General features: G+C 54.4%; 13 protein-coding genes and 1 pseudogene. 10 read left to right on the top strand and 4 right to left on the bottom strand.

Going from position 1 to position 16,106, the window contains the following annotated elements; translation table 11 throughout:
• The 4 genes and pseudogenes from QZ326_RS05885 to QZ326_RS05870 form a co-directional block, all read right to left on the bottom strand.
• A pseudogene (locus QZ326_RS05885) lies at positions 1–167 on the bottom strand (transposase); the annotation flags it as partial.
• A 114-nt stretch (positions 168–281) separates the two neighbouring features.
• Positions 282–1,352, bottom strand: a complete 1,071-nt coding sequence (locus QZ326_RS05880) for a sugar kinase (RefSeq protein ID WP_295742517.1) — start codon at positions 1,350–1,352, stop codon at positions 282–284.
• Between the two features lie 55 nt (positions 1,353–1,407).
• Positions 1,408–2,304 (bottom strand): dihydrodipicolinate synthase family protein, encoded by an 897-nt coding sequence (locus QZ326_RS05875; RefSeq protein WP_295742514.1) that lies wholly within the window; start codon positions 2,302–2,304, stop codon positions 1,408–1,410.
• A gap of 74 nt (positions 2,305–2,378) precedes the next feature.
• On the bottom strand, positions 2,379–2,948 hold the full coding sequence (locus tag QZ326_RS05870) for a hypothetical protein (protein ID WP_295742511.1): 570 nt from the start codon (positions 2,946–2,948) through the stop codon (positions 2,379–2,381).
• 310 nt (positions 2,949–3,258) lie between these two features.
• On the opposite strand from QZ326_RS05870, the gene QZ326_RS05865 reads away from it, so the two are divergent.
• The 10 genes from QZ326_RS05865 to nifJ all read left to right on the top strand — a co-directional run.
• Entirely contained in the window at positions 3,259–4,578 is a 1,320-nt protein-coding gene (locus QZ326_RS05865; protein ID WP_295742509.1) for an aconitase X, read from the top strand.
• Complete coding sequence (locus QZ326_RS05860; protein WP_295742506.1) at positions 4,571–5,014, top strand: aconitase X swivel domain-containing protein; 444 nt, start codon at positions 4,571–4,573, stop codon at positions 5,012–5,014. The genes QZ326_RS05865 and QZ326_RS05860 overlap by 8 nt, the downstream gene beginning before the upstream one ends.
• Positions 5,015–5,028: 14 nt before the next feature.
• Positions 5,029–5,415, top strand: coding sequence for a RidA family protein (locus tag QZ326_RS05855; RefSeq protein WP_295742504.1), 387 nt, complete (start codon positions 5,029–5,031; stop codon positions 5,413–5,415).
• Positions 5,416–6,147: 732 nt separating this feature from the next.
• On the top strand, positions 6,148–7,713 hold the full coding sequence (locus QZ326_RS05850) for an ABC transporter substrate-binding protein (RefSeq protein WP_295742502.1): 1,566 nt from the start codon (positions 6,148–6,150) through the stop codon (positions 7,711–7,713).
• A 172-nt stretch (positions 7,714–7,885) separates the two neighbouring features.
• Positions 7,886–8,824 carry an ABC transporter permease gene (locus QZ326_RS05845; RefSeq protein WP_295742499.1) on the top strand — a complete coding sequence of 313 codons (939 nt, stop codon included), beginning with the start codon at positions 7,886–7,888 and terminating at the stop codon, positions 8,822–8,824.
• 5 nt (positions 8,825–8,829) lie between these two features.
• On the top strand, positions 8,830–9,738 hold the full coding sequence (locus QZ326_RS05840; RefSeq protein ID WP_326171590.1) for an ABC transporter permease: 909 nt from the start codon (positions 8,830–8,832) through the stop codon (positions 9,736–9,738).
• Between the two features lie 24 nt (positions 9,739–9,762).
• Entirely contained in the window at positions 9,763–10,752 is a 990-nt protein-coding gene (locus QZ326_RS05835; protein WP_295742496.1) for an ABC transporter ATP-binding protein, read from the top strand.
• Between the two features lie 3 nt (positions 10,753–10,755).
• Complete coding sequence (locus tag QZ326_RS05830; protein WP_295742494.1) at positions 10,756–11,724, top strand: ABC transporter ATP-binding protein; 969 nt, start codon at positions 10,756–10,758, stop codon at positions 11,722–11,724.
• A 662-nt stretch (positions 11,725–12,386) separates the two neighbouring features.
• Positions 12,387–12,584: an EamA family transporter gene (locus tag QZ326_RS13410; protein ID WP_365328501.1), complete on the top strand. Its 198-nt coding sequence runs from the start codon at positions 12,387–12,389 to the stop codon at positions 12,582–12,584.
• A 350-nt stretch (positions 12,585–12,934) separates the two neighbouring features.
• A partial coding sequence (gene nifJ, locus QZ326_RS05825) for a pyruvate:ferredoxin (flavodoxin) oxidoreductase (RefSeq protein WP_295742490.1) occupies positions 12,935–16,106 on the top strand: 3,172 nt, incomplete at its 3' end.

The raw sequence follows: 16,106 nt of genomic DNA, 5'->3' as shown, positions 1-16,106 counted from the left end.
TGCCTCCGGCATTTCCCGCCACTGTGCTCCGCTGCGGGCGGTCCAGAGCATCCCATTGAGTATGTTTCGGTCATCTTTCCGAGGCCGGCCCCGCATCCCGCCGTTTCCGGCGGCAGCAGCTCTTTTATGTGCTCCCATAGTACTTTTGTTAATTCATACCGCTTCATGTCCCTATTTTTGCACTAACTCTTTATTCATACAATATTTATTTTTCATACAGGGCCTAATGGCATTGCCCATCAGGTGTCCTCTTTTCATCTGTGGTTTTGGGTTTTGCCGGTTTAGCGCTTCACGCGGGCGGAGCCGCCATTCATTACGTCATAGGCCTCTTCCGTGGTGACCAAGTTCCAGTCATTACGGATGGTGTGGCACAAGGCGGAGTAAGCAGTAGCAAAGTCGATGCATTCCTGCTCTGGCTTGCCCTCCATCAGGCACCAGATCAGACCAGAGGCGAAAGAGTCGCCACCGCCGATGCGGTCATAGATCTCGATGTTCATGTACTTGCGAGAGACAAAGTAACCGTTGCGGGTCATCATGACGCACTGCCAGTTGTTCAGGCAAGCGGAAGTGACCTCACGCAGGGAGCTACCCACAATCTGAACATTGGGATAATCCTCCATGACCTTTTCGGCTACCCTCTTGTAGCACATGGGATCAATCTTGGAGTAGTTCTCGTCGGTATTATCAGCCTTGATGCCCAGCATGGTCTCAAAGTCCTCCTCGTTGCCGATGATGACATCAATGTAGGGCATCAGCTCCGCCATGGCGGCCTGGGCAGCTTCCATACTCCACAGGGTGTGACGGTAGTTCAGGTCAAAAGAGGTGGTGGCGCCGTTTTTCTTGGCGGCCCTCAGAGCAGCCAGGACCTCAGTGGCGGTATGCTCACCCACGGCAGTCACGATGCCAGTGGAGTGGAACCAACGGGTATCCAGCACCTTCTCCCAGTCGATGTCGCCGGGCTGGATACTAGAAACGGCAGAGTGGCCGCGGTCATAGGTCTGATAGCCAGGGCGCGGGCCAATGCCCACTTCGATGAAGCACTTGCCGTTGCGGCCATTGCGGCCGATTTTGTCATAGGGTTCCACCACGACATTGGACATATCCACGGCGTGCATCTGGGCGTGCTTGATGATATAGTCGCCGTCCCAGGTATCCACCAGTTTGGTGACATAAGCGGTTTTCAACTGAGGCTTGAGCATCTTACGGCTCAGGTTAGAAATATTGACACAGCAGTTCAGCTCGGAAGCGGCAATGCCCAGCTGCAGTTCCTCTGCCTGACCCAGACGGTCATGTCTGGGAGGGGTAAAACGCACCATTGCCTCACCAAAGCTCATAAAATCATATTTTGCCATAATTCGCTCCTCCAATCAATATTAGTGATCGTGAATTTTGATGGGACTTCTCAACTCAGTTCAGCAGACCAAAACCCTTGAGCTTGGCCTTCAGGGCCTCTTTCTGCTCCGCGGTCAGGGGCGGCAGGGGCAAACGTGGATCGCCGCCCACCAGGCCGTTCATATCCATGGCCGCCTTTACCGCGGCCACGCCGCCGGCACCGCCGATGGCACGGTTGATCTCCAGCAGGCGGGCATTGAGGGCAATGGCCGCCGGATACCTCTTTTCTACCAGCAGGTTGTACAACTCCACCGTCACTTCGGGGAAAGAGTTGGACAGGGACAGAACGCCGCCGGCGCCGCCCATGGTCATAGCGGTGAAAAAATTGTTGACAGAGCCTGCCATCACAGTGAAGTCAGGCTTATCCCTCACGGCGAACAGGATGCCCTCCATGTTGCCGGTGGAACTGTCCTTCACACCCACGATGTTAGGGTGATCGGCGCAGTGCCGGATCAGCTTCGGGCTCAGGCCCACACCGCCGGCATACTGGGGTGCGTTGTACACCAGGCAGGGGACAGACATGACGTCCGCCACGTCAGAGAAATAGCGCAGCAGCACATCGTCGGTCATCTGGTTTTTGAAGTAGCAGGGAGGCAGCAGCGTCAGGAAGTCTGTGCCGCGCTTGCACATCTCCTTGCCCATCTCGATAGTCTCCATGGTGGACTCAAAGATACAGCCCGCCATGACTGTCTGGCCTTCGCCCTTGTTCTGAACGACGGCCTCCAGCACGCGGAGCTTCTCCTTGTTGGATAGGCTCTTGTTCTCGCCGTTGGAACCCAGTGCCAGATAGCCCTTCAGACCGGCGGCGGCATAATACTTTGCGTTTTTGGCAAGACCTCCATAGTCCACGTGGCCGTCAGCGGTAAAAGGAGTGGAAATGGGGGCAAATACTCCCATCAGCTTTTTTTCCATAGCTTAAATCTCCTATCTCATTTCTTGCTGTCGTTGTTGACGACATTCATAAATCTTCTCTGATAGGACACAACCTAGTTGGTGCTAGTAAAGCGGGTCAGATACTGAAGCCCAGCAGTGATGACGATATGGTTGATGTCGGGATTGTCGTAGTTGCCCTCTATGGAGCAGATGATCGGGCAGGTATCGGGCAGGTTATTCTGCAGGCGCAGGTTATGGCCGCCACAGGGCGCCGTCAATAGAGCACTGATTCCAGCGGGTAGAGACGCACTTTTCACCCTCCAGCAGCTTGCCCGTGACTTCCTCTCTGGTCTTGAACAGGCCTCCCGGCAGGGAAGCGACAGGAGTCCCTTCATAAGGGTTGGCGGAGAAGCGTATCTGGTGGGACACTTCATACCATTCTTATCATAAGAGATATTGCCCATCAAGTCAACCTCCACCAGCTCGTCATAGGTGGCGGTGTTCTTGGCGCCCTCGGACACTGCCACCATGCAACGGTACACCACTTTTTCTGCCATGCCAAAACATCTGACAGGCTCCGTATCAAAAGTACCCACATCCACATATTCGTTCTCAGAGAACACCTTCATGATCATCTGCTTATAGGCCGAACCATGCTGGTCGCTGCCAATCGTAATTTTCACTGTTTTCCCGCCTCTCAGTATTTTTCATCGGTGATTTACCGGTATATATTAGGACGGTTCGTTGGGCCTGAAAAGGCAAACCGCATTTTGAATAATTCTGTTGCGGCAAACTGTGCAGTTTCACTAAATCTCCCCAAATTTTTGGTCTGCGATCGCCCATCAAATATTTTTGCCCTCAAAAAAATGTCTTGACTTTTAGGTAAATGCATCTATGATAGACTTATAAGAAAACCTGTATATACCAGCATACATAGGTTGTATATAATCGTACAGGAAATCACAAACCAACTATGAGAGGAGATTGCGCGATATGATTCGGTTGACCCCCTATGAGCAGCGCATGCTCGACGGCGAGTTCGGCGCTGCCAAGCAGGTTGCTCTGCAGAAGATCATCGACTATGCACAGATCTTGGGCGCCGAGGAGCTGGTACCCATCACCAAGGCGCATTTGTGCTGCGGCTCCACCTGCGAGCCAGCTGACTTCCCCGATGGCAATCTGGATCGGCCTGACATTCTGGCCATGGGCTATCACGACTGGCAGACCAAGCTGAAATGCCCGGGTCTGGATCCCGCCACCTTCAACAGCTTTAACGAAAGCACTTACGTCATGGATGACGTACACTGCTGCGACACGTTCCAGTGGCAGTGGCCCCAGCAGACCAAGGAGTTCTATGAGAACAACCGCCAGATCCTCTCCGACGCGGCTGACCGCGGCGTGATGATCGGCTCCACCTGCGCCCCCTATCTGGCCGGCTGGCTACCTGTAATGGGCGAGTATTTCGTCACCACCGAGTCCAGTAACGTGCTCTACAGCAACTCCATCCTGGGCGCCCGCGGCTACGGCGGCGGCGGCAATACCACTTTCTGCACCGCGATCTGTGGTCGCGCTCCCAAGTGGGGCCTGCACCTGCCCGAGAATCGCCACGGCACTCACGTGTTCCATGTGGCATGTGACACTGGGGACAAGACCGACTGGGATTTGCTGGGCGCTGCTGTGGGCCGTCGTTTGGCCCCCAATGCCGTCCCCGTCATCTGCGGCGATTTCGAGCGGCCTGACCTAATCAAGCTGAAGACGTTCTTCACCGCTCTGGCTGTGACCAGCGGCTGCGAGCTGTGTCTGATCGTGGGTGTGTCCCCCGAGGCGCAGACCTATGAGATGGCGATGGGCGGCCACAAGCCTGTGGCGGATTTCACCATCACCAACGAGATCCTGCAGACTTATTGGGATGAGGTTTGCCACAAGGAATCCGGCCCGGCCGACTATCTGCAGGTCGGCTGCCCCAACTGCTCCGCCGAGGAGCTGATCAAGATCTGGCGTTACATGAACGGCAGAAAGGTCAAGGAGGGCGTCCGCTTCTGCGTGTTCACCAACATTGCCCAGTACGCTATGGCCCAGCAGGCCCACATCATTCAGGACCTGAAGCACTGGGGCGTGGAGATCCTGACCAGTGGCTGCATCCTCCGTACGATCAACGTGGCAAAGGGCGCGAAGTCCCTCGGTCTGTCTTCCTTCAAACTGTGCAACGGCAGCAGGGATGAGCGGGACTGCCCGATCTACTACGGTTCCGATGAACAGGTCATTGACGCTGCCATCAGTGGTTATTGGGAGGTTAAGAGACGATATGAGTAAGAATAAGATCATCCGGGGCCGTCCCGCCTGGGGCCCCGTGGTAGAAGGTTATGCCTTCGTCTGTCCCGACAGCATCGTCGGTTGGAATGGGGCTGATGTGAAGACCGGCGTGGTGACCGAAAAGGGCAACGTCCACTATGGCGACAGCTTTGCCGGCAAGATCGTTGTACTCCCCTGCAGCCGCGGCTCTCTGGGCTGGTCTGATATGTTCCGCAACAGCGAGTACAACGGCGTCGGCCCCAGCGGCTATGTATTCACCACGATGGACTCCAAGTGCGGCACCGCCATTTTTAACACCAGACGTCCCTGTGTCGCCGATTTCCCAGCCGGCTGCGATCCCTGTGTGGAAATCCATGACGGCGATTACATCAGACTCGACGGTATCAACGGTACTGTTGAGATCCTGGTACCGGCCGAAGATAAATCATTTATTTGAAAGGAAGTACCACTATGGAATTCAAGAAGGAAAAGGTGTATACCCCCCTGGCTGTCACTCCCACCCACAACGTCTCCCAGGCCATCAAATACGGCAACCTGGTGTTCGTCTCCGGCATGGTCGGTGAGGACGAGAACGGAGCCCTGAAGGAGGGTCTGGAGGCTCAGTGCGAGCAGGCCTTCATCAACATGAAGAACGTTCTGGAAGCTGCCGGCTCCAGCCTGGAGAAGGTTCTGTTCTGCCAGATCTTCATCGCCAAGCGTGAGGACCGCGCTATCGCCAACGAGGTGTGGGATCGACTCTTCCTGAACATGGATGTGGGCCCCGCCCGCTACACCGTTGTGGCGCCCACCGTTGCCGAGCCCTACCTGTTTGAGATCACCTGTGTCGCCGGTGTGTGAGCCGCTGACCTGATTTTAAGTAACGTCCTGCTTTGGCACAGACCAACAGCGAAGTTTTCATGTAGGATACGGTGCAGTTCTTGGTGTAAGGGCTGCACCGTGTTCTGCTTTATGCAGGAAGTTTGTACTTTGCGGCTTTTGTCATATCTCCGCATGACTGTCCGCAGTTCTTTTTTGGAAGTTGTTTCAATCCGCAATATTGCACGAGTGTATTGTTGTTTTTATCCATTTTACCTGTAAACGTTGTCTTTTGTTAGTCTTGTGCCGTGCCGGGAATCCTGGCGCACAATCTCCATAAATTTTTTGATATATCTGCGACAGCTGTATCAATGTGTTGCAGGTTGTCCGCATCCTCGATTTCACGAGGCGCGGTCTCGAAACTGTTCCGAAATATTCGGTGCTGCGGATGGGGCAAAGACAGGCTCGGCCGATCATGATACTTCTCTGCAGGGCTGACGAAGAACTTTGCATGGTTGATATTCCCATGCAAAATTATTCTTACGCAGGGCGGAAATGGCCGCCAAATAAGGAAATTTTCTCCGCGTCTTTGGTCGATACGCCTGTATTTTTATTGGTAATTTTGTTGGAACAGACAATTTTTTGACGTGATTAACTTGTTCTACTTGACAATGCTGTATATACAAGTATATAATTTATGAAGCCACCTAGTGTGTACCGTAGTACATAGTGGTACATATATGGATGGGATTCAAATTTAGGCAGGAGGAAAAAATGAAAAGGTTTATCTCTCTATTCATGTCCGCTCTGATGCTGGCCACTGTTCTGGCCGGCTGCGGCGGCGGGAACCAAGGAAGCGACAAGAGCGAGAATTCTGTTACTCTTCGTAACACCGCTTTCCTGACCACCAGCGACCCCAATCAAACCACCAACACACATGAGTACACTGTTCACGAGAACATCTACGAAGGGCTGTATGATCTGAACGAGGCCAACGGCGGTTATGACCTGCGTCTGGCTGAAGAGATCGAGGCCAACGACGATGCCAGCGAGTACATTGTCACCTTAAAGCAGGGCGTCAAGTTCCACAATGGCGAGACCATGACCGCCGATGACGTTGTTTTCAGCTACAACCTCGCTCAGAACAGTCCCAAGCAGGCCTCTTACGTCCGTCCTCTGGACCACGTCGAGAAAGTTGACGATTACACCGTCAAGATCGTTATGAAGGAGTCCTTCTCACCCATCGGCCACATGCTTCACAAGGTGAAGATCCTGTCCCAGAAAGAAGTTACCGAGCAGGGCGACAACTTTGGTAAGATTGCCAACAAGGCCGGTACCGGCCCCTATATGTGGGATGAGGATAACTATAATCCCATGACCTCTTGGAGCGCTGTTGCTTTTGAGGATTATCATCGCGGCAAGGCCGCGATCGACAAGATCACCTGGAACGTGATCGAGGATGATACCTCCGCTATCACCGCTCTGCAAAATGGCGAAGTCGATTACATGATCGTTCCCATCTCCTACTGGGAGGACATCAAGTCTTCCGACAAGTTCACCTGCATTGAGAAGGAGTCCAACGAGGTTATGACATTCTGCATCAACATCGAGTCCCCGACCTATGGCTCGATCCTGCAGAATGACCTAGTCCGTCTGGCCATCATGTATGCCATCGACCGTGACGGCGTCAACAAGCTGGTCTGCGATGGTTACGGCACTCCCACCTATATGTACATCAACCCCAGCTACGCTGCCGCTGCTCCCTCTGCCGACTCTCTGGAGAATCCCATCCCCTTCAATTTGGAGAAGGCAAAGCAGCTCCTGGCAGAGGCCGGCTATCCCAATGGCGTTGACGTCGGTGAGTTCCTCGCCGCTGCTGGCCGTAACGAGAGCTACGCCATTGCTATTCACGCTCAGCTGGAGGCGGCTGGCATCAGATCCAAGCTGGTCGTTCAGGACTACTCCGTCGCCGGTGACCGTCTGGTCGCGCAGGAGTACGATCTGGCTATGGCTTATGACTGCGGTAACTACGACTTCAACAACTTCGAGCAGCAATCCGCTTCCGCCTCTGTCGGCATCAAAAACTGCGTCTACGATGGCCCTGCCGGCAAGTTCAACGACCTGTCCGACAAGTTCGATGAATGGCTGAAGGAAGGCGCCTCCACCGCTGACATGGATAAGCGTATCGCTATCTACACTGAAATGTACAACGCTTTCTATGACACCCACACTCTGACGCCCGTCATCACCATTCCTTCCTGCATTGCTTACAACAAGGGTCTGAATGCTGTTGCTGTTCCCACCGATTATCGTGTCTATGACTGGAGCTGGAACGCCTGACCGGCACATCTGATTCGCTCCAACTAAAGCCGTTATTTGGTAAAGAATTGTGTGCAGACGGCTGGGAAAAGCCGCCTGCACACAATTTCTATTCCGCATATCCGCAGGGATGTTGCACACCTTTATTCACACACGTTTAAAATAAAATCTTCCGTTAGAAAGCAGGGAAAACATGCATCGATATATTATCAAGCGTCTGTTGTTCCTGATCCCCACCGTGCTTGGCGTTACCCTGATCATCTTCATTGTTATGAATATTACGCCCGGTAACCCTGGTCGTATGATCCTGGGACCCAACGCTACTGCGGCGGAGGTAGAGGCAATGAACGAAGAGCTGGGCTATAATGATCCGGTTCTTGTCCGTTGGTTTAATTACTTGAAAAATATCGTCACCAAAGGCAACTTTGGTCAGTCCTATTCTACCAAGCTGGATGTTTTTGATGAACTCTGGCCCCGTTTTTTGATTACTTTGCGCCTTGCCGTTTTAGTCCTCGTACTATCGGTTTGCATAGGTGTCCCATTGGGTATTTTGTCGGCAGTTAAGCAGAACTCGCTGATGGATACCATCCCCACGATGATCGCCTTCTTCTTGGCTGCTGTACCCAGCTTCGTTGTCGGTATCCTGCTTATGTACATCTTCGCGTTGAAGCTCGGCTGGTTCCCATCCTTTGGCTTGAAATCAGCGAAGCACTATGTGCTGCCTGTTATTGCAGCTACAATTTGTGAGCTGTCTGCCTATCTGCGTTTCACCAAGTCCTCCATGCTGGAGTCTATCCGCCAGGACTATGTCCGTACCGCCCGCGCCAAAGGCGTTGCTGAGCGCACGGTTATCTGGAAACACGCTCTGAAGAACGCGCTGCTGCCCGTGGTCACCTCTATCGGTATGCGTTTCGGCTGCCTGCTGGCCGGCATGGTCACCACTGAGCAGTTGTTCTCCATCCCGGGCGTCGGCTCTCTGATCGTTGAGTCCATCAGCACGAAGGATGAGCCCATGGTCATTGGCTGCGCCGTTATGGTGTCCATCTGCTTCACTCTGTTGATGATCGGCGTGGACGTGATTTATGCATTCATTGATCCGCGTATTCGAGCCAAATACAGTAAGGGGTGGTGATCTCAATGGCTAAAACTTCTACTCGTCCCGTTGCCGACATGCTCGATGGTGAGGACATCAACTTCAAACGTCCCAGTCAGGCCAAAGAGATCCTTCGTCGGCTGAAAAAAAATAGGGGTGCAATGATCGGTCTGTTTCTGCTGATCTGCATTATTCTGGTCGTCATTTTTGCAGACGTTATCGTCAGTTATGACGCTGGTGTTGTCCAGATCCCTGAAAACAAGCTGGCTCCCATGTCCGCTGAACAGCCTCTGGGCGGCGACAGCTATGGCCGTGACGTTCTGTCCCGTCTGGTGCATGGCGCCCGTAATTCGCTGCTGGTGGCAGTTGCAGCTTCCATCAGCTCCTGCCTCTTCGGCTGCACATTGGGCGCTGTCGCCGGTTACTTCGGCGGCAAGGTCGATATGGTTATCATGCGTGCTCTAGATATCTTCATGTCCATCCCCGACCTGCTGTTCACCATGGTGGTCGTGGCCGCCCTGGGCTCCAGCATCCCCGTACTGATTATCGCAATGACTCTGGCATACTTCACAAACTATGTCCGTTTGGTTCGTTCCGGCGTTTTGAACCTGGTCGACCAGGAGTATGTTGAGGCTGCCCGCGCCGGCGGAGCCAGCTCTGCCCGTATCATCATCAGCCATATCATCCCCAACACGCTGGGTATCATTTTGGTTAACGTGACACTGAATGTCTCCAGCCTGGTCATCTATCAGTCCACTCTGAGCTTCATTGGACTGTCCCTGCCTGCCCCCGCGCCTGAGTGGGGCTCCATGCTGTCCAGTGCCCGTGTTGATATGCTGCGTGCTCCCTCGCTGGTGCTGTTCCCCGCGCTGTCCATTGTTCTGACTGCTTTCTCCGTGAACCTGTTGGGCGACGGCCTGCGCGATGCTATGGATCCCCGTCTGAAGAACTGACGCCGGCAGAAAGGAATTATCATCATGAGTGACACAGAAAAGATGTTAGTCATTAAGAATCTGAGCGTCATCTACAAAACCGATCTAGAGACTGTGTATGCCGTCAATGATGTCACCCTCTCTTTGGAAAAAGGTGCCACGCTAGGTCTGGTGGGCGAGACTGGCGCCGGTAAAACCACGCTGGCGCTGACGCTCATGCGCCTTCTACCTGAACGTACCGGCAAAGTCACTTCCGGCTCCATCACCTTTGAGGGCAAGAGCATCGTAGAACTGCCGGAGGCCCACATGCGCAAGATCCGCGGCGATAAGATTGCCATGATCTTCCAGGATCCCATGACCTCCCTGAACCCAGTGCTGACCGTGGGCGAGCAGATCGCCGAGGCGCTGCAGGTCCACAACGAGGCGGGCCGCTCCAAGGAGGAGATCGAGGCGCGCGTCGATGAAACTCTGACCCTGGTGGGTATTCCCCCCGCCAGAAAGCGCGAGTATCCCCATCAGTTCTCCGGCGGCATGCGCCAGCGTGTTGTGATCGCTATCGCACTGTCCTGCGAGCCCGATCTGCTGATCGCAGACGAGCCCACCACCGCCCTGGATGTTACCATTCAGGCGCAGGTGCTGATGATGATCCGCGATCTGCGTGACCGTCTGGGCACCTCCATGATTATGATCACCCATGACCTAGGGATTGTGGCACAGACCTGCGATAATGTAGCCGTTATGTACGCCGGTGAGATCATTGAGCTCGGCACCGCTGAGGATATCTTTACTCACGCCAAACACCACCCCTATACAGACGGTCTGTTTGCCTCTTTGCCCAATCTCAAGTCGAAAACCACCCGTCTGCAGCCCATCGCCGGGTTGATGCCGGATCCCACCAATCTGCCTAAGGGCTGCAAATTTGCACCGCGCTGCGGCAAATGCATGGAGATCTGCAAGGAGGTCCCTCCGGAGGTCCATACCGATGGCACGCACTCCATCCGCTGCCATCTCTTTCACCAGGAAAAGGAGGACTAAGCTATGGCAGAAGAGAGAATCCCTCTGATTGAGACTGTAGACCTGAAAAAGTATTTTAAGGTAGGCGACAAGTCCTTCCTGCACGCAGTCGACGGCATCAACATGAAAGTATACGCCGGCGAAACCATCGGCGTGGTCGGTGAGTCCGGCTGCGGAAAGAGCACATTGGGCCGCACCATTCTGCGCCTGATTGAGCCCACTTCCGGACAGATCCTGTATAATGGTGATGATATTACCAAGTACAATGCCCGGCAGATGAAGAAGATGCGTCAGGAACTGCAGATCATCTTCCAGGACCCGTACGCAAGTCTTGATCCCCGTAAGTCCGTCATTGAGATCATTGCCGAGTACATGATCATCAACAAGACGCTGCCCAAGAAGCGCGAGATTTTTAACCGCGCCGCACATCTGATGGACGTGGTTGGGCTGGCCCGGCGCTATGCTACGGCATATCCCCACGAGCTGGACGGTGGCCGCCGTCAGCGTATCGGCATTGCCCGTGCACTGTCCGTCAACCCCAAGTTCATCGTCTGCGACGAACCCGTTTCCGCCCTGGATGTCTCGATCCAGGCACAGATCCTCAACCTGCTGATGGATCTGCAGGATGACATGGGCCTGACCTATATGTTCGTGACCCATGACCTGAGCGTTGTCAAGCATATCTCTGATAACATCATGGTCATGTACCTTGGCCAGTGCCTGGAACTCACCAGTTCCGACGAGCTGTTCGCAAAGCCTGTGCATCCCTACACCCAGGCTTTGCTGTCCGCCATTCCGGAGCCGGATATCTCCATGCGCAACAAGGAGGTCAAGGTCATCAAGGGCGAGGTCGTCAGCCCCGTGGATCCCAAGCCCGGCTGCCGCTTTGCCGCCCGCTGCGAGCATTGTCAGGAGCGGTGCCACCAGGAGGCTCCCGTTTTGAAGGAAATTTTCCCCGGCCACTTTGTTGCCTGCCACCTCTGCGGCGATTGATTTCACAAAGGTGCGCTTCGCGCCAATAGGCTTATCAATGTCAATAACTTAAGGACAAATAACGAATGATACAAAAATTCCCGGTGCCGCCATTGATTCGTATCCAACCATGGAGAGGGCACAGGCAATGGGGCACATCTAGCACCTAGAGCAATTCCCAAAAACACTGAGAAAAGTTCAGCGTTCCGGAAAACGTAGCTGCGTTGTTGTCCCTGGCGGGCATCAGCCCGCCCGCATCCTCCGCCTTGTTCTGCATTCCCCTCCTTGCTTCCTTTTTTCTCATTATTTCCGGGAACTGCTCTAAGAGGATCGAAGGTTGCCTCGCAAAACCGATTCTGTTCGGCTAGGGCTATCCGGACACAAAATCCTCGCGTTCCTCAAGGGCAATGGAATCCGTTTCCTGATGCGCCGCAAAAGCAAGTGGAACTATGTAGTAGATAAACCCTAGGTGGCGATTTCATGCTGGACTTAAACCGGGATATTTCCTTGCGGGTCATCGGGGTTCTGCTGCCCTCCGGCGAGACGGAAACTCTCATTACAAACCTGTTTTGCCTGCCCTATGGGCATTTTATACCTTTGTACTTCCGCCGCTGCCAAGGCGGATGCGAACCAGTCTTTCACAGATACCATGCCGATTCATCTGAGCGCGCGGGATCTTATCTGTGCCATGGCTTGCCGCCAGTGCCTCGGCAATTCTCTTCCTGAACGCGGGGATCCACCGCATTGGGGCAGCGAAAGCCTCCATCATCAATATGCTGGAACCGGTAGTGACGATGTTCGCGAGTCCAATTGTGTTGCAGGACAGGTCTGACGGCTTCCACTTTGCTTGGAAGCGCATATGCCGATTTCTGTGCTGGTAATGGTGCCTGAGAGACACCGACCTTTGAGGAAGTATAGGTATACCGCCAAACAAGCTGAAAGACCGAGGAATCCTCCGCACCTGGAACATCGTCACAAACGTACAGGATTTTGTGGTAAATCTGCGCAAAGAACTGGAGCTGTAATACGCTCTGTCAGAAGCCGCACGGATTTTCCTTTTGCCGCGCGGCTTTGCGGACAGCGCATGAAAGGGCCGCGTTCGCGGCCCTTTCATATTTGAACCAGGTATCCAGCACCGGAAAGCACATACCGATAAATATTAGCTGCCGTGCCGCGGAAGGGCTTGCCTTTGTTTTACTTCTGCGGACCGGCGGAAAGGAGCGGTCACAACATGGGTAAAGAATATGCCGTTATGGACGGCAACACGGCGGCGGCTCACGCAGCATACGCCTTTACGGAGGTGGCGGCAATTTATCCGATTACCCCCTCGTCTCCCATGGCGGAAAAGGTGGATGAGTGGTCAGCCAAAGGCCGGAAGAATCTCTTTGGCACTCCGGTGGATGTCATTCAGATGCAGTCTGAAGCCGGTGCAGCGGGCACCTGTCACGGCTCCCTTCAGGCGGGGGCTCTGACAACCACCTTTACCTCCTCTCAGGGCCTGATGCTGATGATTCCCGCCATGTATGCAATGGGTGGCCAGTTTCTCCCCAATGTGATGCACATCGCCTCCCGGGTGGTAACCAGCAACCATCACTCGATTTTTGGGGATCATACGGACCTTATGACATGCCGCACCACAGGCTATGCCATGCTGATGTCCTCGTCTCCGCAGGAGGCCATGGATCTGGCTGCCGTGGCACATCTGTCGGCCATTCATGCCAGATATGCGTTTATGCACTGCTTTGACGGTTTCCGCACTTCCCATGAGATGCAGCGGATTGAAACGCTGGATTATGAGGACCTGCGGGGCCTGATGGACAGCGAGGCGCTGAGCGCGTTCCGGCGGCAATCCCTGAATCCGGAGCACCCCACGAATCGAGGCAACAATGTCAATCCGGATATTTATTTTCAGTGTAAAGAGGGGGCTAATATTAAAGCTGCGGCTGTGCCGGAAACCGTACAGCACTATATGGATGAGATCGGCCGCCTCACAGGCCGGAACTATCAGCTCTTTAACTACTACGGCGCGGCTGACGCGGTGGAGGTCATTGTGGTGATGTGCTCTGCCGCTGAGGCGGTGAAAGAGACCATCGACTATCTCAACGCGCAGGGCCGAAAGGTAGGGTTGGTTCAGGTCCATCTGTATCGTCCTTTCTCTATCCGGCATTTTTCCGCCGCAATTCCCGCTTCCTGTAAGAAAATCGCGGTACTGAACCGCTCTAAGGAGACGGGCTCCGTGGGTGAACCACTGTACCTGGATGTGATCGCGGCGCTGAGTCAGGCGGGACGGAGTGATATTCAAGTGGTGGGAGGACGATACGGCCTCGGTTCAAAGGATACGACGCCGGGACAGTTGATTGCCGTATATGACAACCTCTGCCGGGACACGCCTAAAAATGATTTTACTATTGGAATCTGTGATGACGTTACGCACACGTCTCTGGAATACAGCGAGATTGAACTGCCGCATCCCGGACAGATCTCCTGCAAGATTTGGGGGCTGGGCGGCGACGGGACTGTAGGCGCGAACAAAAATGCCATCACCACCATTGGTCTCACGGCAGACCGATATGCCCAGGCCTATTTTTCCTATGACACCATGAAATCCGGAGGACTGACGCAGTCCCATCTGCGGTTTGGCGACCGGCCCATCCGCTCCACTTATTTGGTGTCCTCGGCGGATTTTGTTGCCTGCCACGCTCCGACCTATGTGGACAAATACGACACCACCGAGGACCTGAGGGACGGCGGCATCTACCTGTTGAATTGCCCCTGGACGAAAGCGGAGCTAGAACGGCGGCTTCCCGCAAAGATGAAACGGGATCTGTGCCGCAAGCGCGCTCAGTTTTATATAATCGACGCCGGAAAGCTGGCCAGGGAGATTGGCCTCGGCAGCCGGATCAACAATATCCTTCAGGCGGCATTTTTTTCCCTGACAAAGGTGATTCCCCTGGATATCGCCGTGGAGGACATGAAAAAGAATAACTACAATTCCTATTTCAAAAAAGCGGGACAGAAGATCGTCGATCTGAATAATCAGGCTGTGGATTTGGGAGTCAGCGCCGCGGTGAAGGTGGATATCCCGGCTGGCTGGGCGGAGGCCTCTGATGTTCCCGCCCCGGAGATGGCGGTTACGCCCTTTGCGCGAGACATTGTTCTGCCCATGACCCGCCAGCAGGGAGATCGGCTGCCAATATCTATTTTCCAAAAGTACGGTATGCTGGATGGAACCTGGGAAAACGGCACCTCCGCATATTCCAAACGTGGGACGGCGATGTCTGTCCCCAGGTGGGACGGTGCCAAATGCGTTCAGTGCAATCGCTGCGCCATGTCCTGTCCGCACGCGGCGATCCGTCCGGTTTTGCTTACAGAGGAGGAGAGGACGGAAATAGCGGTTCCGTTTGAGACTGTACAGGCCAAGGGGCTGGGGAAGGATTCCCGCTATTTCTTCCGCATGCAGGTCTCGCCGTACGACTGCCTGGGATGCGGCGTGTGTCTGACGGCCTGCCCAGTTGAGGGTGCGCTGAATATGACGCCTTTTGAGGAGATGAAACAGGAGCAGCCCGCGTTTGACCAGGTGGCCATGGATGAGCGGTATCTCAAGAGGGATGTAATTAGTGACGAAACCGTCAAGGCCATTCAGTTCGCGAAGCCGTACTTCCAATTTTCCGCTGCCTGCGCGGGGTGCGCGGAGACAACATATCTCAAACTCCTCAGCCAGCTGGCGGGGGACCGGATGTACATTGGCAACGCGGCGGGCTGTTCCTCAGCTTACAGCGGCGGCGCGCCCATCCTGCCGTACTGCCGGGACAGCCGGGGGTTCGGTCCCGCATGGGAGCACTCACTGTTTGAGGATAACGCAGAATTCGCCTATGGTTTTTTCCACGCGCAGGATACACTGCGCAAAGAGTTGCTTGTCCGTTTGGAGGCTCTGCGGGATGAGGGAACGGCTACTGAGGCCGTAGAGGCCTATCTTGCGGCCTGGAATGATCGGGATAAGTCCAGGAACGTTTCTGATATGCTGATCGCCGCGCTGAGCACTGCTGAGCAGACACCGGACGTAGCCTATATTCTGGAGAATAAAGAGTATTTAGCGAAAAAGTCCGTATGGGCAGTCGGCGGTGACGGTTGGGCATATGATATTGGTTTTGGCGGCATTGACCATGTGCTGGCCCAGAACCGCGATGTGAATCTGCTGGTGCTGGATACGGAGGTCTATTCCAATACCGGCGGGCAGTCCTCCAAGGCTACACCGACCTCGGCGGTGGCCAAATTCGCCGCCGGAGGCAAGCAGATCGCCAAAAAGGACCTGGGCGCCATTTTTATGAGTTATGGCTATGTGTATGTGGCACAAGTGGCCATGGGCGCCGATCAGGCCCAGACACTGAGGGCCATTCGAGAGG

Origin of the sequence: uncultured Oscillibacter sp. (genome assembly GCF_910587525.1) — a bacterium.
Lineage (GTDB): Bacteria > Bacillota > Clostridia > Oscillospirales > Oscillospiraceae > Oscillibacter.
This window is presented reverse-complemented; position numbering and strand designations above follow the sequence as displayed.

Bases quoted from the DNA above. Each gene is read 5' to 3' on its own strand.
- QZ326_RS05880 (WP_295742517.1), bottom strand. From the start codon at position 1,352: ATGGCAAAATATGATTTTATGAGCTTTGGTGAGGCAATGGTGCGTTTT.
- QZ326_RS05875 (WP_295742514.1), bottom strand. From the start codon at position 2,304: ATGGAAAAAAAGCTGATGGGAGTATTTGCCCCCATTTCCACTCCTTTT.
- QZ326_RS05865 (WP_295742509.1), top strand. From the start codon at position 3,259: ATGATTCGGTTGACCCCCTATGAGCAGCGCATGCTCGACGGCGAGTTC.
- QZ326_RS05860 (WP_295742506.1), top strand. From the start codon at position 4,571: ATGAGTAAGAATAAGATCATCCGGGGCCGTCCCGCCTGGGGCCCCGTG.
- QZ326_RS05855 (WP_295742504.1), top strand. From the start codon at position 5,029: ATGGAATTCAAGAAGGAAAAGGTGTATACCCCCCTGGCTGTCACTCCC.
- QZ326_RS05850 (WP_295742502.1), top strand. From the start codon at position 6,148: ATGAAAAGGTTTATCTCTCTATTCATGTCCGCTCTGATGCTGGCCACT.
- QZ326_RS05845 (WP_295742499.1), top strand. From the start codon at position 7,886: ATGCATCGATATATTATCAAGCGTCTGTTGTTCCTGATCCCCACCGTG.
- QZ326_RS05840 (WP_326171590.1), top strand. From the start codon at position 8,830: ATGGCTAAAACTTCTACTCGTCCCGTTGCCGACATGCTCGATGGTGAG.
- QZ326_RS05835 (WP_295742496.1), top strand. From the start codon at position 9,763: ATGAGTGACACAGAAAAGATGTTAGTCATTAAGAATCTGAGCGTCATC.
- QZ326_RS05830 (WP_295742494.1), top strand. From the start codon at position 10,756: ATGGCAGAAGAGAGAATCCCTCTGATTGAGACTGTAGACCTGAAAAAG.